This is a genomic window from Paenibacillus thailandensis (assembly GCF_042685365.1).
Taxonomy (GTDB): Bacteria; Bacillota; Bacilli; order Paenibacillales; family Paenibacillaceae; genus Paenibacillus_AP; species Paenibacillus_AP thailandensis.
On sequence record NZ_JBHUMY010000012.1, the window covers coordinates 258123 to 280426 of the forward strand.

Genomic DNA, 22304 nt, shown 5'->3' on the forward strand with positions numbered 1-22304 from the left:
CTTTATCCTTTTAGAACATATGTAACCTGTATGGAGTTATCCTCGAGGATTTCTTCCTTCTCCAACAGCAACCCTTGGTTTTTGGCTTTTTCCAGTAAATCGTTGTAGACCCTCTGCTGTAAATAGTGGTTATACGCGGATTCTACCTTGTCCACCCATTCCTCAAACGCGTTTCGATCAGCCGATTCGGGAACAACGAGAACATAACGGCCGTCATCATGGACTAGAAAAGTCGCCTCGTTACTATTTTCAAATAGGAGATGATCGGCGGATTCCGCTGTTCGGAGCGTGCAGCTCCATTCCTCAAGCGCTTGCTTCAACAACGCCTCATCCTTCATTCTTGTCGGGATCAACATATATGATTGCTCTTTGCTTTCCAAACGTTTGGAAATGCCTTCGGCGATTTCTTTCGTTAAGGCGATAGCAAGGGGAATCAATACGACTTCTACGCTCATGTCCTCGTCTCCTTACGTTCATATCCTAATTGCAACAATAGTTCCAAATCTGCCGGTTCCGCCATTCCGTTGGCGGTAATCGTTCCGTCGGGATGCAGTCGAATTTCAAGCTTGTTCGAGATCGACCCAAGCCGCTCCTGAAGATGAGAATATCGGGGCGTTAAAAACCGATATTGTTGGTTTTTGGATCCAATCCACGGCCGGCTAACGTCGTGCAGTTTTTTTATGTAAGGACCGTCAATTAGCAAATCCGTATATTTCAGCAACTGGTGCCAACCTGCATTGTCCGATCGCTGAAGCGTCTCGTAGGTGTACCCCGAAAACGTTACCACCGATAATTGCAGTTCTTTAACGCGCTTCGCGATCTTGCTTAACCCGCCGGCTTGGCTGAACGGCTCTCCTCCCAAAAAGGTGACGCCCTCCAACTCCGGAGCGGACCGCAGCGTCGCTTCAATATCACGAATAAGCCGGTCCGCCTCCCAAATTTCCCCCCCGTTCATATCCCATGTATGAGGGTTAAAACAACCATCGCACCGGATCGGACACCCCTGCACCCAGATGGCGTAACGCAAACCAGGCCCTTCGACTTCCGTTTTCCGTACGATTCTCGATATCCGGATCGATTGCATCCCATCACCTGTTTTCCGCAAGTTTTTATAGTGACGAATCTATGTCCATATCGCTTTTGCGGCGATCACAGACATGGCAGTCGCGGCCTCATCTCCGAAGAGTCGCTCATACATAATAACGACTCTTACAAAAATCCACCCGAACCCCCTGGCGACCATATTAAAAATAAATGACAACACCCCTAACCGCCAAAGAACGAACAATGCAACCAGAAAGAGAAAAAAACCGACACCTTTCGCCCCGAGTCTAGCCAAAATAAGTAATACGATAATCCCGCCGATGATATAAAACAAGCTTCTTCTGTCCCCTCAACTTTGGTAAAAAAAGACGGATTGTTACGATGTGATTTTATCATATAAACAATAGAAATTGTATAAATAGATCAAGAGGTCTTTCAATTTAAAAGCAAACAAAAGGATTGATGATAACTCATAATTCCAGAAAAAACGTGTTTTATTATGATCTAAGGAGAAGATTTACAATTCTGAGCGATTAGTTTAATAAGAAACTATACTCTTCCAGTTGATCTAATCAAGAGGTTGTGTAAACTCTCAAACCGAATCTATATTCCAATAAGAGAGGGTTATTGAGGAACTGCTCCCCGACCTATATCCATGCATGGTCCGGCGGCTATTTTTTTGGAATGCGCCCCTTCAAGTTATCTTTCTCGTCATAGATCAATATGCACAAATCCTTGAAACTCCCTTTTAATTCAAAATATCGCTTCAACGCTTCCTCTTTCGTCATTGGCTCGCCGATCCGCTCCGATTTATACGCGATGTAGTACTTGTACATATACAAGTACTGTACAAGGAAACCACCATTTCTGTAACTAATTGTAGAATTTAATACTTAACCTTGAGCGGCTTTATTCCTCCAGCGTTGCCCCTGAATGTCCCGGACGGCGAATGGCCTAAGGCGCAGTCTTGAATTTTAGGCTGCACTAACCTTCTTCTAAGGATTGCTTAAGGCAATTCCTTCATACTACATATCCGTACTCCTAATAAAACACGCGCTGGACCTGCATTCGATCGTGATGCAGGTCGCTTTTTTAAGCTTGATTTGCCTGCGGCATCGTCGAAAAGCCGTCCCGAGCCGGATTTAAGCCCTAAGATCAAGACAGGATAACGAAAAGGCAACACCGGTGCCAAATCCGGCAATCCCCAGGTTCGGCGTAACAAAAAAAAGAACACCCATAGGATGCTCTTGGAATAATCGTCAATGTTCAAATTGAAATAAAGTACAAAAGCTTTTGTACCCGTTCCGGAAACGGACTCGGGCGGTGATGACGGCCTGTACATAAACGAAGCTCCGGTCCTCGCAGAGGTGGGATAGAAATTTCTTTTGATCAAAAAGCAAAAACCCGCGTCGCACAAGGCTTCGCGGGTTTTCGCATCGTATGATCTGTAGTGGGCTCGAACCACTGACCCCCACCCTGTCAAGATGGTGCTCTCCCAGCTGAGCTAACAGATCGTATTTCGCGGTGACAAGATATAATATATCAAGAACGAGCCCACCTGTCAACACATTTTCTCAATAATTTTAACAAACTTATGCAAGTACCCCAATCGGCTCATAATAGATACGTACCGTGCAACTTTTCGTAACGGCGTTCCGTCATAAAGGACAACCGAAATCATCCATAACAATTTTTATCAAAGAGGTGAAAGCCATGAAAGCACGGCCTGTCATTATGGTCGTTATGTTCGGCCTGCTGCTCACGCTGCTGGGCCAATCCGTTTTCGCATTCAGCGATACGGCGGGTGATCCCAACGAAGACAAAATCAATGCCCTGCGGGATCAAGGCGTTCTAAAAGGCATGGAAGACGATTTGTTTCGTCCCGAAGGAAATTTGAGCTACGCGGAAGGCATTTCGCTTATTGTGAAAGGACTTGATCTGAACACCGACAATATGCGTTTTGTACGGAAACCGCAAGTTTCCGATTATTTCGCCAACCTGAAAGACGAGGCTTGGTATGCCGACGCTTTTATCGCCGCGCATTACAACGGCCTCGATATCCCGGGCGACGTCAAAGCCGATGCGGTTATGACCCGCGAGCAGTACGCGCACAATCTGCTCCAGGCGATGATCGCAAAAGGCGAGTTCGCGTTTATCGAAATGTACGTCATGCTGACGGACGAGAAGGACGTGGATCCAGCGTATATGGACAGCGTTCAGAAGCTGCTCGTTTCGAATGTCGTGAAGCTCGACGAATCCGGCAAATTCTATCCCAAGAATCCGATTACCCGCAGCGAGGCTGCAGGCTGGCTGTACGACGTGATGCAGCAGGTGAAATCGTTGACGCCTGTCGTCACCTTGCCGGAGGAGAATGCCATGCCGCTATCCGATATTGCGCTTCAAGTAACCAAAGTAAACGAAGAAATCAACAAAGTGACGGTTTCCGCCCAAGCTCCGCATCCGGGCTACGGCATCCGCATCTCGTCGATCTCCTTTGAAGGCGATCAGGCATGGATTCATGTCGAAGCGGTGCAGCCGGATCCGGACAAAATGTATCCGCAAGTCATTACCGAAGTTCATGCCGACGCTTATGTGTCCAGCGGCTTTAAACCGGAGCTCGCCAATTCCGGCGACACGGCTTCTCCCGGCTTCAGCGGCGGCGGGGACGACGCCGTACAATCCGGCGGCCTGACGCAATAAACCATCCGAGGCGACAAGACGAGGTTGCCCGCGCAAGTTTTTGCCCGCAAATCGTTAACGCTTGCCGCAAACGAAAGTCAAAAAAAGCTTTCTCCGATCCCAAGCCGGGAAACGGAGAAAGCTTTTTTATGGACTGCCAAACTTGCCGCCCGCCTTCGCGGATTCTTTCACTTTAACGTTGGCCGTCATCGGGCGTCAATCCTTGGTCAACGCGGCAAGAGGGCGAATCGTCCAATCGATCTCCGGCTTGCCGATCCGCCGCAGGATAGCGTTCGTACGGGAAAACGGCCTGCTTCCGAAAAATCCTCGATGCGCCGACAAAGGGCTCGGATGAGCCGACTCGATAATATAATGGCGCTCCCGGTTAATCCGCGACGCTTTATCCTGGGCATGCTTGCCCCATAATATAAAGACGACCGGCTCCTCCCTATCGTTTAACGCCGCGATAATCCGGTCCGTGAACCGTTCCCAGCCGATCCGCTGATGCGAGCCCGCCTGCCCGTCCTCTACCGTCAGCACCGTATTCAGCAGCAGTACGCCCTGCTTCGCCCAATCCGCCAAATAGCCGTGATCCGGGATCGGGCAGCCCAGGTCTTCGTTCAATTCCTTATAAATATTGCGGAGCGAAGGCGGCAGCTTGACGCCCGGCCGGACCGAGAAGCTGAGCCCGTGCGCCTGTCCCGGACCGTGATACGGATCCTGGCCTAGCAGCACGACGCGGGTCCGCTCATACGGCGTATATTGCAAAGCGCTGAAAATCCGCTCCCGCTCCGGGTACACGGTCCCTGCTTTATACCGGCCGTCGAGATATTCGAGCATCTCCTTGTAGTAGCTCTGCTCCATCTCGCTCTGCAAAATTTCAGTCCAATCGTTAAGCAACGTTTGCTGCATGATGCCGCACATCCTCTCGCCCAATCATTCCTGCTTATCCTCGTAAACAATAATAAATAATTGTACAGGAGAATATCGATTCGAACAACCGGACGAACGGGGTCAAGCCGTAACGGTTAGCGTTTTCCGGCCCTTCGGACATTCGGCTGCGGCGGCGTGTCCATGCCGTCGCCAAGATAGTAGTCGACGAGCGTCGACTGCATATATCCTTTGACAGCCAGCGTATTGCGGTAAGCCTGATTATGCGGCAGCGTGTATAGGCGCACATCGGACGGAATCGTCGTCGCATACAGCCTCAGCTCTTTAAAGTCGCTGCTCTCGAACAATATTTCCTCCCGCCAATCCCCCAGCAGATCGCCGTACAACACCGGAGCGTTGCGCGAGTTCACCCGGACGCCTTCGGCTTCAAACAGCCGGACGCTTTGCGAATTGGCATAATCCCACTTATCTACGGCACGAATATCAAGAAGCTCGCTAAGCGCGTCGCCGTCCCACCATATTTTAAAATTAATCGAGGGCTTAACGGCGCTTATTTCTTCGCCATCCGCGTTGTAAATCCCGCCGGCGGTCGACCACATTTCATACCCGCGGTATCTCGGGTCGATATCGGCAGCGGTGCCTCGCGATACGTCCTGCGGCACCTTTCCCGTCCGGATTATTTCGCCGGTGGCGGCATCGGCGTAAAACCATGGGAACTGGTTCACATTCCCGTTCTCGGCTTGTTGAATCGCATATTGCTCCAACCCCGGCCGGTCCGGGTCGATATCGGTAATATGGAACCGGTCGCCATGCACGGCGCCCGCAAAGCTGTATAACGCTTCCCCGTCGTCATCCAGCGTCCAAGCCCCGAATGCGACTTCATCTTTCCCGTCGGCGTCCACGTCCACAACGCGGATCTGATGAAACACTTCTCCGCTAGCCCCGAGATGCTTCCACCGCTGAATCAGCTCCCCGTTATTATAGTCGTACGCCAGCGTAACGTATTGGAAGATGCGGTCGTTATTGCGGTTTTTGAGCGCGGCGATCAGGCTTGGACGGACCCCGTCCAAGTAAGCGATGCCAAATTGGCCGCTCAACGGACCGTCTTCCGCATAGTCGTTTTCAATAACCGTACGGGCTTTTTCCGTTCCGCGCTTCCCGTCGACGACGGAGATGTACTGCGTAAGCGTGTCGGACGCGGGCACGGCTTTGCCGTCGGCAAACCGCACGCCTTCATACGTGCGCAATAGAACCTCCGCTTTGCCGTCGCTGTCCAGATCGAACACCGTAACGTTATCGTTATCTCTCCATCCGCCAAGGCCCGGAACGCCGAATTCGCTGACGGCTGCCGGCGGGGCGTTATAAACGTCGATCGGCGTGTTGCTGTATGGCCCCATGTCGATCCGCCACAAAAATCCTTTCTTCAAGCTGTACGCTTCAACGAAGCGGTTGCCGCTGTTCACGGGGATCCGGGTAACGACATATTCGTATTCGCCGTCGCCGTCCAGATCGCCCGGCCAGCCATGCTGCACGAAATAATCCGCGGGATTGGACGTGATGTCTTTTAGAGGAATACTGAAATAATTGCGCACAGGCGCATCGGCCTCGACTACGGCCTTATCGCTTACCTCTTTCAACTTCCCTTTATGATACGTTTTCACATAATAAGTATTTGTCCGGCTAAGATCCGGTTCCTTATCGGTAAAATTCGTCCCCTGCGTCAGCGGGGCATCGTTCAGCTTCGTCTCTTGCTTCCCCGTCTTCCGGTATACATCGAAGGTGACATCCGCTTGCTCCGTGCCAAGCAGGCGCCAGCTCAGAAACACGCCGCCTTCTTCCGTCTTCAAAGCGGCAAGCCCACGGCCGAGCGCTTCCACAATCCGCGGCTCTTGAGCGGCCCCGTTAGCTGCCGACGCTTGGCCGTTCCCGGCTGAAGCGGCGATAGGAATAATGAGCAGCGCGGCAAGCGCACCCGCCATCCATTTTTGCTTCGTCATCTCTCATCCCCCATAATTGTCGTTACGACAAGATTCGATTGCTACAATAACGGCTTTACTCCGTCCCTGCTGTAAAAGAACGGCCCTTTCGCCCAACTGCAGGCCAAATGCATCAGCAGCTCCGTCTTCAGCCTCTCCCGGATTTCGGCGTAAGCCGGCTGCCCGTACAGATTCGTCCATTCGTTCGGGTCTTCGGTCAGGTGATAAAGCTCTCCGCGAGCCTCTCCCACACGGGCCGCCGCCTCGCGGATCGTTCCTTCGATGTACAAGATGAGCTTCCATTCCTTCGTCCGCCACATATAAGCCGGTCCCGAATGCGGCGCGCTTCCGCCTTTGCCGTGAAACTCGCAGAAGCTTCCCCGCTTTACCGCCGGTCCCAGCAGGTCTGAGCCGGGAAGCATCGGGTTCTCCGGCAACCCCCCCGCTTTAGCAAGAGTGGGCACGAGATCCGCGAGTTCGGCGGGACGGTCGTCTATGGTGCCGCGTTTCTCCTTCGGGATTACGGATCCGGCCAATATAAGCGGCACTCTGACGCTGCTGTCGTACAAATTGTATTTCGTGAAACGATAACGCCGCTCCCCCAGCATCTCCCCGTGATCGGATACGAATACGATAAGCGCATAGTCCAGCCTCCCCAGCTTCTCCAGCTTATCCAGCGCCCGGCCGAAATAATGATCCAGCCAAGAGCAGTTCGCCCAATAGCGGAGGGTGGTCCTTTTCCGCTCCTCGGCGCTCATCCGCTCCCACACCTCCCTTTTTTCCCGGTAATGGGCCAAGCTCTGCTCATGGATCGCATCGGACGCGAACAGATGGGTATCCGGCTCGTCCAGCCACGGCGGCTGCGGAATATCCGGTATTTGCTCGAGCTTGTACAAATCTTCAAACGGCTTAGGCACGTTAAACCCCGCATGAGGCTTCAAAAAAGACAAATAGAAAAACAGCGGCCGTTCCGCGTCGGTGCCTTCGTCCAGAAACTTCAAAGCTTGCTCGGCGACCCAGCCGTCGCGGTGCTGCTCCATCGGGATTTGACTCGTCAGCCCTTTGTAGCCGTTCGCATTCTCCTCGCCGCCGCCGAAGCTTGCGGTTTCCCGGTAATAGGCGGCAAGCGCTTCCGGAGCGTCGTCCCCGATCATTACCGCGCCGTGCTCATAATGTCCGCTTTCCCGCGACAAACCGATCGCCCGAACCTCGAAGCCTCGGGTTGACGGCTGCTCTACGCCATCGCTGTGGTTCCAATGGGTTTTGCCGAAGCCGGCGGTCTGATAACCGGCTTGCCTCAGCAGCTCGGGAAGCGGCTCCGAAGGCAGGCGGCTCTCGTCGAAGAGCCCGCCGTAATTCGTCCGGACGCCAAGCTGCGACGGATAATAGCCGAACATCATGGAGCTGCGGCTCGGCGCGCACATCGGCGACTGGCAGGTCGCCTGGCTGAACGTAATTCCCTCCGCGCTTAATCGATCGATCGCTGGCGTATGAATAGATTCGTTGAACCGTCCGATGCAATCCCAGCGCTGCTGGTCCGTCATAAAAAAAATCAGGTTTGGCAAGGAAGAAGCCAATTCCCCTCATCCCCTTCTCTGTCAGTTACCGTTCATTTGGTTCCCAAGCCGAGCTCTTCCAGCCCTCTATGATGGACTATTTCTCTATAGCGGCTTGGCGTAATCCCCGTATGTTTCTTGAAAATGCGGTTGAAATAGCTCGGCTGGTACCCAACCCGTTCGGCAATGACCGTCATTTTACAATCGGTATGCTCCAGAAGCCGTTTCGCTTCGCCAAGCCGCACATCCGTTAAGTAATCGACGTAATTTTGGCCGAAATGCTGCTTGAACGCCCGGCTTAACGTATAAGAATGGACTCCGTGCTCATAGGCGAACTCCTCCAGCGACATCGCTGCGGCATAATGCCTGTCGGCATGCTCTTTCATGAGATGAAGCACCGACTGCAGCCGGTCTTCATCGCTGCCTGCCAGCTCCTTGATGCACGGCTTAATGATTCGTTCCCCGAACCATTCCGTCACCTCTTCCGCGCTTTGGAGCGCCAGCAGCTCGTCGAATACCCCGTAGCCGAACAGCCGCGACGGCTCCCTTTCCAACTGAATGAGCGTCTGCCTGATCCCGCCGAGCAGCTGCGGCAGCGCGTCGCGCAGCCGTATGCCGGACGCCTCCTCGCCCGAGCACTCCAGCATAAACCGCTTTAGCGAATCCATGGCCGCTTGTTCATTGCCGCCGCGCATGGAAGCGATAAGCTCCTGCTCGATCTCAAACGGATACCGGAGCGGATTTCCGGGCGCCAACGCCGGCTCGTTAGCGTCCAGCACTTGCCGGTGAAGCAGCGGCCATCCTTGCCTGATCGCATATCTTGTTTCACGAAGCAGCTGCGGGACGGACATCGCTTCCCGCGCCCAGCCGCTTACGGCTGCCGTAATCCGTATCCCGTACTTTGCGCTGGCCGCCTCGCACCAAGCCTGCCCCGCTTCCAGCAGCAACGATCTTGCGGAGCATTCCGCTTCCGCATCCCAAGGAACGTTAAGCAGAAGCGCCATGGACATATCGTGAAAGTTAAGAAGCTCGGAAGGATAAGGCAGCATGCCCGCCTGCCGTTTCAACAGCTCTGCCGCGGCGAAAGCCGTCATCTCGCCCTCCCCCTTCGCGTACGTTCCTGCCGGAAGCGGCTTCGGCCGGACCCGCGCGTACAAAATGATGAACCCGGAGTCCCGCTTCCTCCACCCGCTTTGCGCCAGCCGTTCGCGCAGTTCCGTCTCCGAAGATGAAACCAGATGGCCCTGAGCCAGCTGCAGCAGCAAGCTGGACCGGACGAGCGGCTGCTGCCTCTCCAGCTCCTTCAGCAGCTCGTCCCGCGCGCGGCTCATCCCCGTCCAGCTTCGCTCGATTCGCTCCAGCTCGTCGTCGCCCAGCCGCAAATCCCGCGCCCCGCGTTCTCCCGCCAGCATCGTCAGCAGTCGGCCAAGCGGCCGATACAGCCGCAATGAAGCAAACCAGGACAGCAGAAGCGCAAGAACCAAGCCAGCGGCATTTATGCCGACGATCACGCGGGACATGGATAAGAGCGGCGCCGTGATCTGCGTCAGCGGAACCGCCGAGACATAAGTCCAGTCATTGCCCAGCCTGCGGAACTGTCCGGTCATAACCGAATACGTTTCTCCCTTATATTCGAACCGGAAAGGGAGGGAAGCTCCGTCTCTGCCCGCTGCCTCTTGACGAAGCGCGTCATATAAGCCCTGCTGCTCTTCTGCGGGGGGCGATATCCATTCGCCCGTTTCGTCCAACAGCAGCGTATGGCCGCCGCCGGACGGCGTCAAAGTCTGCAGCAACATGTTCAGGCGCTGCGGATCGAGCCTCATCGTCAGCGCTCCGAACGGCCTGTCCCCGCCGTCTGTCAGCTGGGTTACAAGCATTGGAGATCCGTTATCCGAGGCTCTTGTCCAATAAATCGTCTGCATCGGATCCAGCAGCCCCTCGTATCGCGCCGCGCTAACCGGGTCGCTCAAATAATCGTAACGCGTCGCATCCATCGTAAGCGGCTTCGGCTGCCGTAGATACAGCTGCACGTCCCCAATCAGCGAATTGGAGTCTCGCACAATAAGAAGCGTGCGGTACAGCTCGTGCACCTGTTTATATTTGAAGACGAAATCCAGCTCCTTCAGCCTGCCGTCAAACGTCGGATTAAATGCCCACTGCGAGAAGGCCAGTTCGAGATCGTCCAGCTCTTTGTCCGCCGCCTCGGCCCGCTGCTCGATTTGCTTCGAATGGCTTTGCTGCAGCACCCGTTCCATACGTACGGTTACCCAGCCGTATAAAGCGCCTCCCGTGACGAGGCCGGGGACGCAGGCTATAAATAAAATAAGTATGAGGCTCCGCAGAAAATAATGCCCTTTCGGATGCCGGCCCGCCCAATATTTGATCCGCATCGCTTTGCTTCCTCCTTTCCGGAACGGATACATTCGGGATTAACCTTTAACCGAACCGACCAAAGCGCCTTTGGCGAAATGCTTTTGCAGGAAAGGATAAACGACCGCAATTGGCGCTATCGCCGTCACGATCGCGGCCATCTTCAGCATTTCGGTAGGCGGTGCCTCGATCTGCTCCCCCGGCGCGACGAGATCGACGTTGGAGGCGCTAAGCAGCATATTTTGCAGCAGCACCTGTATGGGCCATTTATCCGCTTCGTTCAAGTAAATCAGCGCCGAGAAGAACTGGTTCCAATATCCGACGGCGAAAAACAAGCCGAAAGCGGCAAGCGCCGGCAAACTGAGCGGAAGAACGATCGAGAACCAGGTGCGCAAAACCCCGCAGCCGTCGATCGAAGCCGATTCCACCAGCTCGGCCGGAAGGGAGTCGAAGAAGTTTTTCAACAGCAGCACCGTCCACCCGTTCGCAAGACTCGGCAGGATCAACGCCCATATGCTGTTGATCAGACCAAGCTCCCGCACCAGCAAGTAGTTCGGAATAATGCCCGGATTAAACAGAATCGTCAGTAAAATGAGCAGCATAATCGCTCTTCTGAACTGAAATTGCTTCTGCGACAAAGCAAAACTGAGAGATGCGGAAACGGCCAAGCTTAACAGCGTTCCGGCAACCGCGAGAAAAGCGCTGTTGCCAAGCGATCTCGGAAACGCGGGAGTAGACAGCAAATAACGGTATGCTTCCAGAGACCAGTTCTCCGGGAACAGGACGATACGCTTTCTTAAATATTCGCCGGGATCCGTGAACGAAACGACAACCACATAATAAACGGGAAAAATCATGACGATCGCAAGCAGCGCAAGAAACAGCGCGTTCAACGACTGTCCGAGCCGCTCCGGCCAATGATGGCTTCTCACAACGCAACATCCTTTCGCATATATGGCAAACCGGGTTTTATTGCCGTCCATTAGAAAACACCTTCCCCGCCCATCCGTTTCGCCAGCTTGTTGGCCAGAAGAACGAGCGCAAGCCCGACAACCGATTTGAATACGCCGACGGCGGTGCTGTAGCTGAATTCTCCCCTCTCGATCCCAACCCGGTAAACATAGGTATCGAATACTTCGGCCACTTCCGATACCGCTCCGTTATACATGAGAAAAATTTGCTCGAAGCCAACCTCCATAATGTCGCCAAGCCGCAGGATAAGGAGCACGATAATGACCGTCCGGATCGCGGGCAGCGTGATATGCCGAATCTGGCGCAGCCGGCCGGCGCCGTCGATCCTGGCCGCTTCGTACAGCTTCGGATCGATGCCGGCCATAGCCGCCAGAAATACGATCGTGCCCCAGCCGGCTTCCTTCCAGATCGCCTGCAGCGTCACCATCAGCCAGAAGCCGTCCGGATTCGTCAGAAAGTCGGCTTTGGACAGTCCCATCCGTACAAGCAGCTCGTTGACAAGCCCGTTTCCTTTCGCAAACAAAACTAACGTCAACCCTGCGATAATGACCCATGACAGGAAATGCGGCAAATAAATGACCGTCTGGATCACTCTCATAAACGCGGCGCTCCGCAGCTCGTTCAAGCAGATGGCGATCAGTATCGGAAACGGAAAAAACAACAGCAAATTCAAAAGGCTGATCGCAAGGGTGTTGCGGAACAACAACGAAAAATCCGGATTGGAGAACAAGGCGGCGAAATGCCGAAGCCCCACCCACTCGCTCCCCGCAATTCCCTGAAAGGGGGAATAATCCTGAAAAGCGATAATGATTCCCCACATCGGAACATACTTAAAGATAAGAAAGAAAACGATGCCCGGCAGAGCAAGCAGATACAACGCGCGGTCTCGCTTAAATCGGGAAAGCAGCCTCCCCGCTTTGCTCCTCCGGCCGCTGCCGCGCACTGCTTGGACCCCCAATGGATGTTCCGTCATGTTTATGGTCGGCAGCTCCTTTTCGCTATGCTCATTGACCGGTCCGTTTCTTGTAGGCTGCCGTCATTTCGCTCGTCATGGCTTTGAACCGCTCGTCTTCCTTAATCTCGTTCACGAAAGCGTCCCACGCTTCTATGGACTCGCGGCCGATAATGATTTTGGCCTTCAAATCTTGCATTTTTTTGTTCAAATCCGGCAATATCGCCTTTCCGGTCTCGGACTGCAGACCTGCGGCAATGTCCGGAACGCTTGTCTTATCGCGCTCCAATTCGACCTTCTCGAACAGCTCGCTTGCCGCAACTTCCTCTTCCGTTCCTTCCGCCTTTTCGACCGGCAAATGAATGACATTGACAATATGGTTGAAGTCCGAGGCATTGTCGGCTTTCCGTTTCTCTTCGTCTACCACTTTTTTGCCGTCTACGACCTTATAATGAATCCCTTCCAGACCGAACCGCTGAATGTTGAACACCTCTTCGTTCATCCAAGTGTCAATCAGCTTCAAGATTCGCTTCATCTTATCTTCCGGCACCGATTTCGGGATCGCGAGAATCCCGTTATAGCCGGATCCTTTCGGATTGTACCCGTTCAAATTCGTCAGCGGATAAAAATCGGTATACTTGAAGTTCGGGTCGACCTTCTTGAGCTCGTCGGCATAGATGTTGCGCATCGTGCCGGTCTTGTCGACGATTATGCCCGCCTGATTGCGCTTGAACAATTCGCGCGCCTGGTTCAGCTTGAGCGACAGCAAATCTTCCGGCATCATGCCGGCTTTATAAGCCTTGGACAAGTAAAGAAGCGATTCTCTCGTTTCCGGCAGCAACGCCGTATACACCAAGCTGTTGTGCGTTTCATCCCACTTCCAATGGCCGTTTACGCCGGTGAACGAGCTTTCGATCGCCCCAAGCACCGGTCCGATGTTTCCGCCCCAGCCCAGATCGTCCGGGCTAATATAAGCGGCGAGCGCCGTCGTGTCTTTTTTTCCGTTGCCGTCGGGATCCCGTTCCACGAAGGCCTGCATCGCCGCGAACAATTCGTCCGTCGTATCCGGCACTTCGAGTCCCAGCTTGTCCAACCAATCTTTGCGTATAATAAAAAACGATTCTCCGGTTACCGGTCTTGGCCGGGGAATGCCGTAATTGTTTCCGTCGGACGCTTTGGTCGTCTCCCAGGCGTTCGCGGGGATACCGTTCACTAATTTCGGGTAATCTTTAACGTATGGAGTTATATTCCAGAACGCGCCTTGCGACACCATCTTGGTAAAAGTGCTGTTGAAAGGGTCGTTGATCATGATCAAGTCGGGAATATCCCCGGAAGCAAGCGTCAAGTTAAGCTTGTCGGTATAAACATTGTTGGAAACCCACTGAATAGACATTTTGGAATGGGTCGCTTTTTCAATCGCGCGTTTAATGACGTTGTCGTCCGCAGCGGGAACGGCGCTGGGCGTTATCGTCATAATGCTTAACTCGAGCACATCGTCGGCTGCATCCTCCCCGATCTTGTTATTGTCGACGGCTGCCCCGTTGCCGCCGCAGGCCGTTAACAGCAGCAGCATAACCGCCAGCACGGCAGAGATCGATAAGTAAACCCGGTTTGTTGATTTGGTCATGGTTCCTCTCACGGCTCCTTTATATTAGTTGTCCCATTGGTTTTATCGGAATTATGAAAGCTAAATCCTGGCCAGGAAGCTTTTATTCACTATATGAAACGGCTTCATTTCCTGCAATTAGATTTTTTTGCAGCCTCTATGCGGCCAATGTTCAAATAAAAAAGCTCCGCGATTAGCCAATTGAGATTACCTTGGCCAATCGCAGAGCTCCGGTATGCCGGTCGCAGCGAAAAATAATGAAATTAGATAGAAAAAATCGCAAAGCCCGTAACGAAGGCTTTGCGATTTTTTCCACAATCCGTATGCCGGGAACGGGGGTCGAACCCGTACGGTTGTCACCAACCGCAGGATTTTAAGTCCTGTGCGTCTGCCTATTCCGCCACCCCGGCAGGTTGTGTGTTCAATGGTGGGCCCTGAGGGACTCGAACCCCCGACCAATCGGTTATGAGCCGACCGCTCTAACCAACTGAGCTAAGGGCCCTGACAATATGATTGTTCATTTCTCGTAAGGTTGGTTGCGGGGGCAGGATTTGAACCTGCGGCCTTCGGGTTATGAGCCCGACGAGCTACCGGGCTGCTCCACCCCGCGTTAATAACCGTCTGTCTGAAAACCTTCGATCGAAGTTCTTCAAGGACGATCGACCGCCTTTCAGCGGCAGTTTTATATCGCCAATCACAAAAACGAGTGTCGAAACTAAACTTTCTGATCAGGTCAGAAAAGATCAAACTCGAACGGCGACAAAATTAAATATACATGAACCTACCGTATAAAGTCAAGCATTTTTTTTAAATTATATAAGGAAGAATTGGCATCTTTTTATTTATGATTTCATTCAGGGAACATAACGGACGCCGTATTTTCCTTTGCGGGACCGGAACACTTCGATTTCCTTCGGGCAGTCGTAGCCGTAAATCCACCAGTCGTTTTCCATTCGGCGGACAAGGCAGCCCGCTTGAAACTTCGTATCGTAAAGCCGAACCCAATAAATCCATTTCATCGAATAATCCCTCCTTGTTTGAGGTTATATTTCCCCAAACAAGGAGGGATACATGCGTCATTTAACCGACCGGAACCGCCTCTGCGGTACCGCCGCCGTCGGCTGCCGGCTTCAATTCGCCTTCGGCCGGACTCGCAGGAGCGTTTTTGATTTCGGTCAATATTTTATTGCCTTCCGTTTCCCACTGCGCCAGCGCCTCTTCAACCGTCTTCGTCCCTTGCACGACTTCTTGGAACAGTTGGTACGCCGGCTGCTCCGCCTCGTAAAGCCGCGGGTATTCCCGCAATTGCTTCTCCGTATCGGTGGATTGCGGCGGAATCGGCTTCACCGAAGTGAACGCGTTGATATTGAAGGTTAAACCGTCGCGCGGCTTGATGAACTCTTTGCGGGCGGTCAATTGGTAATTGTTGCGCGACTTCAGCTCCGCCCACTCCCGGCTGTTCGTAAATTTGATGAAATCCCATGCATCGTCCGCGTTTGGCGCGTTAACGTTAATGCCCATCAGATCGCTTAAATACACATTGCCAACCCCTGGCATTTCTTGATGCGAAGGCATCGTGACGACGTCCCATTCAAACGGTTTGAAATCCTGAATTTTCGACGCGTTGTCCATCGTCGTTTTAATTTCGTTTGCATAGTAGTATTCGCCGATGGTCATCGCCGTCCGGCCAAGCAAGAACAGGTCGCCGCCAATCGGATTGGAATAGTAGCTGCCGTCGGCGTTTTGCTTGTTCATGCTTTCGTAGACAAGCGACATATCTTCCTGCGTCGGAACGACGTGATCCTTGTACAAGCCGGTCATCGTTTCCCATACCTTCTGCCAGCCCGGCTCGTTAACCGTCATGCGCTCCAGCTTGTCGTCCCATTTTTTCAAGCCTAGCGGGGCGCTGTACGTTTGCATGTCGTAATAACCGTCGGATCCCCAGCGATTGAACGTCATGCCGAATTGACGCTCCCCGCCTTCGCCCTTGCTGAGCAAACGGGCCAGTTCGAACACTTGGTCCCAAGTCATGTTGTCCGTAGGAAAATCGATGCCCGCTTCGGTAAACATCGTCTTATTGTAGTAGAGAGCCGAAGAATTGAACGTCGGCGTAAGCGCATAGAGGGCGTTGTCGCCCGAAGCCGCCTTGATCCCGTCGACCACGGTCGGAACGTAGTCGGAAATATCGAATTTATCCTGCGTAATAAGCGGATCAAGCTGCTTGAGCAAATTATCCTGCGTCAGGCGCTTCAAATAGTTGTAGTCGAAAATAACGACGTCAACCGGGTTGTCGCCGGTAAGCATTTTCGTCAGCTGCTCGTAAGTGTCGGGCTGCTTTTCGTTTTCCCCGTTCGGGTTATCGAACCGGCTGGCGCTGTAATCGACCGCAAATTGAAATTCGATATCGATATTCGGGTGCGTATATTCATAGGTGTTCGTATATTGCTCGCGCACCCAGGAATCGTTATTGGCTTCGCCGTATAACACCCCGATGCGAAGCACTCTATTTTCGGCCGACTGATCCCCGCCGCCGCTGCAAGCGGAAATAAGCCCCGTCAGCATCGTAACCGAAACGGCCGTTGCGGCCAGCTTGCCGATCCATTTCCATTTTCCAGTCATTCGCTACTTCACTCCCCCAATGTTTTCGGCCGCGTAATGACGATTCGCTCGCCGTCAAATTCCATCGTCGCCTTGTCTTTAATGTTCAGAGCGGTCAAATATTCCTTCGGTACCTGCAGGCGCCCTACGCGGTCCACGACGACGTAGGCTTCATGCACGGAAGATTGCAATCCTTTCGTTTCTTCTGAAGATGCCGCCTCACCCCCACCCGGAATAATATTCGGATTTCGCTTGATGAATTCCGTGCTGGTCAAGCCGTCGCGGATCGCAACGACGCGGTCCACTTTGCCCGCAAGCGACAAATCGTGAGTAACGATGACGATCGTGACGCCAAGCTCGCGGTTCAACCGCCGGAATATGCCCATGATCATATCCGACGTGGCCGTATCGACCGAGCCGGTCGGCTCGTCGGCAAGCAGCAGCTTCGGCCGGTTGGAGAGCGATATCGCGATGGCGACCCGCTGCTGTTCGCCGCCCGACAGCTGGTGGAGCTTGTTGTGCATCCGCTCCTTCAAGCCGACCCACTCAAGCAGCTGCTTGGCATAAGCGCGGTCCGTTTTGCCTGAAAGCATCATCGGCATCTCCACGTTTTCGAGCGCCGACAAATACGGAAGCAGATTGCGCGCGTTATTTTGCCAAATAAAACCGACCGTTTCGCGTTTGTACTGGACGAGCTGTTCTTCCGTGATTTTGAGCAAATCCCAAGGGCCGACCGTCACTTGCCCGGCGGAAGGGCGGTCCAGCCCGCCCAATATGTTCAGCAGCGTAGATTTGCCGCTTCCGCTGTTGCCGATAATGGCCATCAGCTCCCCGTCCTCCACCTTCAGGTTGAGGCCTTGAAGCGCAACGACTTCCAAATCGTCCGTTTTGTAAATTTTGACTAGTCCTTCGCATTCGATCATCGTCTATCGCTCCTCTCCCATTTTGACCGCTTGATGAACGCGCAGCCTGCGGATATGCAGGAAGAGCAGAATGGCTCCGATGACGATCATGAAGCCGACGACGCCGTAAAGCTGCAGCATATCCTGCGAATTAAACACGACCCGGAACGGCGGAACCGTATCGGTCACGTTCTCGGCAGTTTGCAGGAACGGAAGGAACAGCACGCTCGTCAGCTTGCCGATCCCGATGCCGAGACCGATGGACAATCCGGCCGTCAGCAATTGTTCGAGCAGCAGCATACCCGTCAGCTGTCCTCTCGAAAGCCCCATTGCGCGCAGAACGCCGAACTGAACAACGCGGCCGGACAGATTGAAGAACCAATAGAGCACGTATCCGACCAGCGTGACGATGACCGATACGAGGAAGCCAAGGCTTAAGATGCCGAATATGCCGCCCCTCGTCGGATGTTTCGCCTGCGTGAGCAGCTCGTTGCGCACGTCTTCCACGGACGCTACCGCAATGTTCTGCTCGGCCAGCTTCTCCAGTATCGGAGCGACCTTCGCGCCTTCCTCCATGCTGAGCCACACTTCGTAAGGCATGATAGGCAGCTGGTCGTAAATATAATCGAGATTCGCGATAATGAACGGCGACTGATCCGGATATTGGCTAGGCCAATAAGGCAATATGCCGACGATAACGAATTCCAGCCTTCCGTCCGGGAACCCGGCGGTAATCGCGTCGCCAAGCTTAAGCTGATACTTCTCGGCAACGCCCGTCGGAATGATCGCCGCGTTCTCGTAATACCCGAGATTGTTCAAATAATAGTTCGGATGGACCGGATACAAGTCCTCGCGGAACCAGCCGACGTCATCGAAGTCGACATTGTCGATGCCCATGACCGTCCCCTGGCCGATGGAGCGGCCGGAGACGACGATGCTCGCGTTCGTTTGCAGGACGCGGGCAGCCGCTTTCACGCCTTCCAGCTTGCGGAATATTTCGAACGGAGGCTCGTTGTATAAAATTTTTGTCGGCGTCGGAGGACCGCCGTTGCCTCCTCCGCCTCCTCCGCCTCCTCCGCCATTGCCGCCACCGCCGCTACCGCCGCCGTTGCCTCCCCCGCCTCCGTTATTGCCGGGGTTCGCGAATTCGGCCGTGCTTTCCCATACCGTCTGAATGATGACGTCGGTTCCGTACCGGTACAGCGTCCTCTCCTCGGAGTTCAAATCGATCGTCCGCGCCGCGGAAGCGTTGTACACGCCGAGTCCCAGCGTCAATATAAGCAAAATCATAAGCGGATAATAGCCTTTGGACGAACGGGAAAGCTGCGTAAGCGTCAAATAAAGCGGCACCGGGAGAAACTTGCGCCCGAGCAGATTAAACAGCTTGAGCAGCCAAGGAAACAGCCTTAAGCAAAACAAGCCGATGGCAAAAATGGACAACGCCGGCACGAAAAACAGAAACGGCTGAACGTTAAGCTGGTCGGTCGTCATGCCGGTCTGGAACGTAAGCATCTGGCGCTCGTTGAACAAATACCAGCCGTAGCCGGCAAGACCGAGCAACGCGACGTCGATGAACCATCTTTGCCAGACGGGTCCGCGGTCCGACCGCGCCAGCTCGCGTTTATAGCTGACGATGGAGGAGCGGGCGTACAGGACGGCCGGGATGACGGTCGCAAGAATCGCAAGCAGCACCGCAGCGCCTCCGGCAATGATCGCTTCCGTGCCGAAGCCTACCGGAATCGATTTCCGGTTGACGAAAGAGAGGAAGCCGTTGGCCGAACCGATGCTCTTCGCCATAAACCATCCGAGGAACGGGCCGGCCGCCAGCGCGACGGCTCCAAGCAGCAGCCCTTCCAGTAAATAAATCCATATAATTTGCCGGGTACCCGCGCCTCTGCTTCGCAATACCGCGATGTCGCTCCGCTGCTTGTCAAGCGCTTGACGTGCGTTCATGGCAATGAAATAGAACACCATCGCCAGCATCGGAGCGGCAAGCGTAAACAGCATCGTCTGCAGCTGCAGGCTTTGGGCCCGGAACTCGCTAAGCGTCGAAGCGAACGAAATTTCCACCTTCGTGTTTTGCAGCTTCTGGTAAAGCTCGACGTTTAGCCTCTCGAGCGTCCGGCCGAGCGGATTCAGCTCGCTCGTCTGGATGTCGGACAGATCGAACACGTAATACCACGAAGCGTTCTGGATCGGTACGTTGTCCTCGGTCATCAAGCCTTCGAAAGCGGCTTCGCTGATTTGAATCGAGTTCATAAGCGATTCCAGACCTTGGAACCAATACGGGTCCGTGTCGTTTGCCGGCTTGTAAACCCCGACGATTTTGACCTTTAACGTCAAGTTCAGCCCGCCGTAAACGGGATACTCGAAAACGTCTCCGACATGAATGTCGTTGCGGTACATCGCTTCTTCAAGCATGACCGCCTCCAGGACGCCGCCGCTCTCCCCGCTTTCGGAGAACCAAGCGCCTTGCGTCAGCTCCGTCTTCTCCTGCAGCCCCGACATCGTCGAAATCGTCAGCTGGCGGCTCCGGCTGGCGTCCACTTTGGTCGGATCTTCGGGTACGACGTCCGTGCCCCGAATGGAATAGCTTCGGACGTAAGTTTGGCTTGGGAAGCCGATAAGCTGCGGCACTTCATTCCCGATATAGCCGTCCACGTCATTCAGCTGTCCGGGGTCGGTCTTCGTCCCTCCCGGCGCTTGATAACGCATAAGGAGCGATCCGGCCGGGAGTCCTTCGCTTTTTTCCTTAAGCGATTCGGAAACGACGCGCTTAAGCGCTCCGTCCGCATACATCGGAATGCTGGTCGCAAACGCGACCGCCATAATAAGGCCCATGAGGGTGCTGACCGTAAGCCAGCGCGTATTCCACATTTTGCGGAATAAAAATCGAAACAGCGGAATACCCATCGGCTATCGACCTACCACTTTCTGCCCCGGCGTCAGCCCCTGCAATATTTCGATCTGCGTCGCCGTTTGCTGGCCTACCTCCACATCGACCTCCCGTTTGCCTTCTTCGTCCACCACTTGCACGTACGTTCGCGATCCGATCGTACGCAAGGCGGACGGAGGAATGACGATGGCGTTCTCCTTGCGGTTAATAATGATGCTGATCGACAGCGGCATGCCGCGCGTCAGCCCTTTGGGCATTTCGTTAAGCTCTACGTGCATGAAATCTTCCAAGCGTTCGAGGTCCTCTTCGTTGCCGTTCTCCGAATCCGATTCGGTCGCAAGCGGCAGCTGCTTCACCTTGCCTTCGACCGTTCCGATATTGTTGATGCTGACCGAGACGGGCATGCCGACCGCAACTTTGGACAACTGATCCTTCGTCAGCTTCGCGGCGGGAATCAGCACGCTTGTATCCGCAATCGTCGCAATCGCCTTATAAGCCGTAATCGCATCGCCTTTCTCCACCTTGACGTCCAGGATGGTGCCGGCGAACGGAGCCGTCAGCTTCGCTTTGGCGATCTCCTCCTGCAGATCGGCGATTCCTTGGCGCTTCTCCTCGAAGGCAATCGACAGCTCCTCGAATTCGATCGGATCCATCGTGTCTTTATTGCGCATCGTTTCCTTCATCGACAGCTCTTCCTTGCGGAAAGCAAGCTGTTCCGACTTGAGCTGCTTCTGCAATTCGTCCACGTCAAGCTCGCCGATGAGCTGGCCGGCGGCTACCTGGTCTCCGCTTTTGACGTACAAAGCTTTCAAGTTTTTATCTTCCAGCGTGAAATAAAGCGGCTCCTCCTTCGAGGAGAGCATCTTGCCGACGACTTGAATCTTCGTTTCCAGCGTTGCCGTCGTCACTTCGTATTCCGGCTTCTTCGAGATTTGCGGCGGCGCGATGGATGGAAGCACTTCCTCCTCTCCCTCGTCCGGGAGCAGCGAGCATGCGCTCGTAAACGCCAGCGAAGCGCCTAAAGCGACGGCCGCCGCTCCCTTAAATAAACTTCCCGTCCACCATTTCGTAAACATGATCGGCAACCTCCAAAATTGTAGGGTCATGAGTAGTCATACAAATCGTAACTTCTTCCGTCCGGATAATCGTTTGAAATACGGACATAATTTGCGCGGCCATGCCGGTATCCAGCTCCGCCGTCGGCTCGTCTGCAAGCAGCAGCTTCGGCCGGTGCGCGATCGCTTTGGCGATGGCCACGCGCTGCTGTTCGCCGCCCGACAACTCGAACGGCCTGTGGTGCATCCGTTTTTCCAGTCCAACCATCGCCAGGCAATGCTCCACTCTTTCCTTCCAGAGCGACTTCTTCACGCCGGCCATCCGCAGCGACAGCTCTACGTTTTCCTTCGCCGACAGCAAAGGCATTAACGCGAAAGCCTGGAAAATAAATCCGATGTCCTTGCGCCTTACGAGTGTCCGCTGGTGATCGTTCATGCTATGGAACGGGCGGCCGTCGAACCAAATCTCTCCTTTGCTGGGCATATCCAGACCGCCTAGACTGTTCAGCAGCGTTGTTTTGCCCGAGCCCGAACGCCCGCGCAGCATGACGAGCTGTTTCGGCCTCAATTCCATATTGATGCCCTTTAAGACGTGCAGCGGCGCGCCTCCGACCTGGAAGGTACGCTCCACGTTCGAAACCGTCAGCAGCTTGTCCTTGCGGCCGTCCGCCGCTTCATCCGCCGCGTTCGATTGCTGCAAGCTCATCTTGCGTTCCTCCCCCTTTTTCTCCTGCTTGCCTCTTTCCCCAACTCATAATTCTCATATACAATTTTTTAGACGCTGCATGCGGCGGAAATGTTACGTTG

At 54.1% G+C, this 22304-nt stretch carries 17 protein-coding genes and 4 tRNA genes; 1 reads left to right on the forward strand and 20 read right to left on the reverse strand.

The window, feature by feature from the left end:
- Window positions 1-2 precede the first annotated feature (2 nt).
- From ACFSW5_RS12730 to ACFSW5_RS12745, 4 genes are all read right to left on the reverse strand, one after another.
- Window positions 3-455, reverse strand: a complete 453-nt coding sequence (locus ACFSW5_RS12730; protein ID WP_379273488.1) for a hypothetical protein — start codon at window positions 453-455, stop codon at window positions 3-5.
- Window positions 452-1084, reverse strand: coding sequence for a 4Fe-4S single cluster domain-containing protein (locus ACFSW5_RS12735; RefSeq protein ID WP_379273490.1), 633 nt, complete (start codon window positions 1082-1084; stop codon window positions 452-454). The genes ACFSW5_RS12730 and ACFSW5_RS12735 overlap by 4 nt, the downstream gene beginning before the upstream one ends.
- 39 nt (window positions 1085-1123) lie before the next feature.
- Complete coding sequence (locus ACFSW5_RS12740) at window positions 1124-1378, reverse strand: hypothetical protein (RefSeq protein WP_379273492.1); 255 nt, start codon at window positions 1376-1378, stop codon at window positions 1124-1126.
- A gap of 1107 nt (window positions 1379-2485) precedes the next feature.
- A tRNA-Val gene (locus tag ACFSW5_RS12745) sits at window positions 2486-2558 on the reverse strand.
- 199 nt (window positions 2559-2757) lie between these two features.
- On the opposite strand from ACFSW5_RS12745, the gene ACFSW5_RS12750 reads away from it, so the two are divergent.
- Window positions 2758-3744 carry an S-layer homology domain-containing protein gene (locus tag ACFSW5_RS12750; RefSeq protein WP_379273494.1) on the forward strand — a complete coding sequence of 329 codons (987 nt, stop codon included), beginning with the start codon at window positions 2758-2760 and terminating at the stop codon, window positions 3742-3744.
- Window positions 3745-3939: 195 nt separating this feature from the next.
- On the opposite strand, the gene ACFSW5_RS12755 is transcribed toward ACFSW5_RS12750, so the two are convergent.
- The 16 genes from ACFSW5_RS12755 to ACFSW5_RS12830 form a co-directional block, all read right to left on the reverse strand.
- A complete protein-coding gene (locus tag ACFSW5_RS12755; RefSeq protein ID WP_379273497.1) occupies window positions 3940-4635 on the reverse strand; it encodes a uracil-DNA glycosylase in 696 nt (231 codons plus the stop codon).
- Window positions 4636-4751: 116 nt separating this feature from the next.
- Window positions 4752-6611, reverse strand: coding sequence for a rhamnogalacturonan lyase family protein (locus tag ACFSW5_RS12760; protein WP_379273499.1), 1860 nt, complete (start codon window positions 6609-6611; stop codon window positions 4752-4754).
- A gap of 41 nt (window positions 6612-6652) precedes the next feature.
- Entirely contained in the window at window positions 6653-8155 is a 1503-nt protein-coding gene (locus ACFSW5_RS12765; protein WP_379273501.1) for a sulfatase family protein, read from the reverse strand.
- Window positions 8156-8199: 44 nt separating this feature from the next.
- The gene (locus tag ACFSW5_RS12770; protein WP_379273503.1) at window positions 8200-10536 is read right to left on the reverse strand and encodes an AraC family transcriptional regulator; all 2337 of its coding nucleotides are present in this window, start codon (window positions 10534-10536) and stop codon (window positions 8200-8202) included.
- Window positions 10537-10575: 39 nt separating this feature from the next.
- Complete coding sequence (locus tag ACFSW5_RS12775; RefSeq protein ID WP_379273506.1) at window positions 10576-11448, reverse strand: carbohydrate ABC transporter permease; 873 nt, start codon at window positions 11446-11448, stop codon at window positions 10576-10578.
- Between the two features lie 50 nt (window positions 11449-11498).
- Window positions 11499-12461 carry an ABC transporter permease gene (locus tag ACFSW5_RS12780; RefSeq protein ID WP_379273508.1) on the reverse strand — a complete coding sequence of 321 codons (963 nt, stop codon included), beginning with the start codon at window positions 12459-12461 and terminating at the stop codon, window positions 11499-11501.
- Between the two features lie 31 nt (window positions 12462-12492).
- Window positions 12493-14067 carry an extracellular solute-binding protein gene (locus ACFSW5_RS12785; protein WP_379273513.1) on the reverse strand — a complete coding sequence of 525 codons (1575 nt, stop codon included), beginning with the start codon at window positions 14065-14067 and terminating at the stop codon, window positions 12493-12495.
- Between the two features lie 303 nt (window positions 14068-14370).
- A tRNA-Leu gene (locus tag ACFSW5_RS12790) sits at window positions 14371-14456 on the reverse strand.
- A gap of 15 nt (window positions 14457-14471) precedes the next feature.
- Window positions 14472-14548, reverse strand: a tRNA-Ile gene (locus ACFSW5_RS12795).
- A 31-nt stretch (window positions 14549-14579) separates the two neighbouring features.
- A tRNA-Met gene (locus ACFSW5_RS12800) sits at window positions 14580-14656 on the reverse strand.
- Between the two features lie 244 nt (window positions 14657-14900).
- Window positions 14901-15065 carry a hypothetical protein gene (locus ACFSW5_RS12805; protein WP_379273515.1) on the reverse strand — a complete coding sequence of 55 codons (165 nt, stop codon included), beginning with the start codon at window positions 15063-15065 and terminating at the stop codon, window positions 14901-14903.
- A gap of 61 nt (window positions 15066-15126) precedes the next feature.
- On the reverse strand, window positions 15127-16665 hold the full coding sequence (locus ACFSW5_RS12810) for an ABC transporter substrate-binding protein (protein WP_379273518.1): 1539 nt from the start codon (window positions 16663-16665) through the stop codon (window positions 15127-15129).
- 8 nt (window positions 16666-16673) lie between these two features.
- Complete coding sequence (locus tag ACFSW5_RS12815) at window positions 16674-17567, reverse strand: ABC transporter ATP-binding protein (RefSeq protein WP_379273520.1); 894 nt, start codon at window positions 17565-17567, stop codon at window positions 16674-16676.
- 3 nt (window positions 17568-17570) lie between these two features.
- Complete coding sequence (locus ACFSW5_RS12820; protein ID WP_379273522.1) at window positions 17571-20459, reverse strand: ABC transporter permease; 2889 nt, start codon at window positions 20457-20459, stop codon at window positions 17571-17573.
- Window positions 20460-20462: 3 nt separating this feature from the next.
- On the reverse strand, window positions 20463-21518 hold the full coding sequence (locus ACFSW5_RS12825; RefSeq protein WP_379273524.1) for an efflux RND transporter periplasmic adaptor subunit: 1056 nt from the start codon (window positions 21516-21518) through the stop codon (window positions 20463-20465).
- A complete protein-coding gene (locus ACFSW5_RS12830) occupies window positions 21484-22203 on the reverse strand; it encodes an ABC transporter ATP-binding protein (protein ID WP_379273527.1) in 720 nt (239 codons plus the stop codon). The genes ACFSW5_RS12825 and ACFSW5_RS12830 overlap by 35 nt, the downstream gene beginning before the upstream one ends.
- Window positions 22204-22304: the final 101 nt, after the last annotated feature.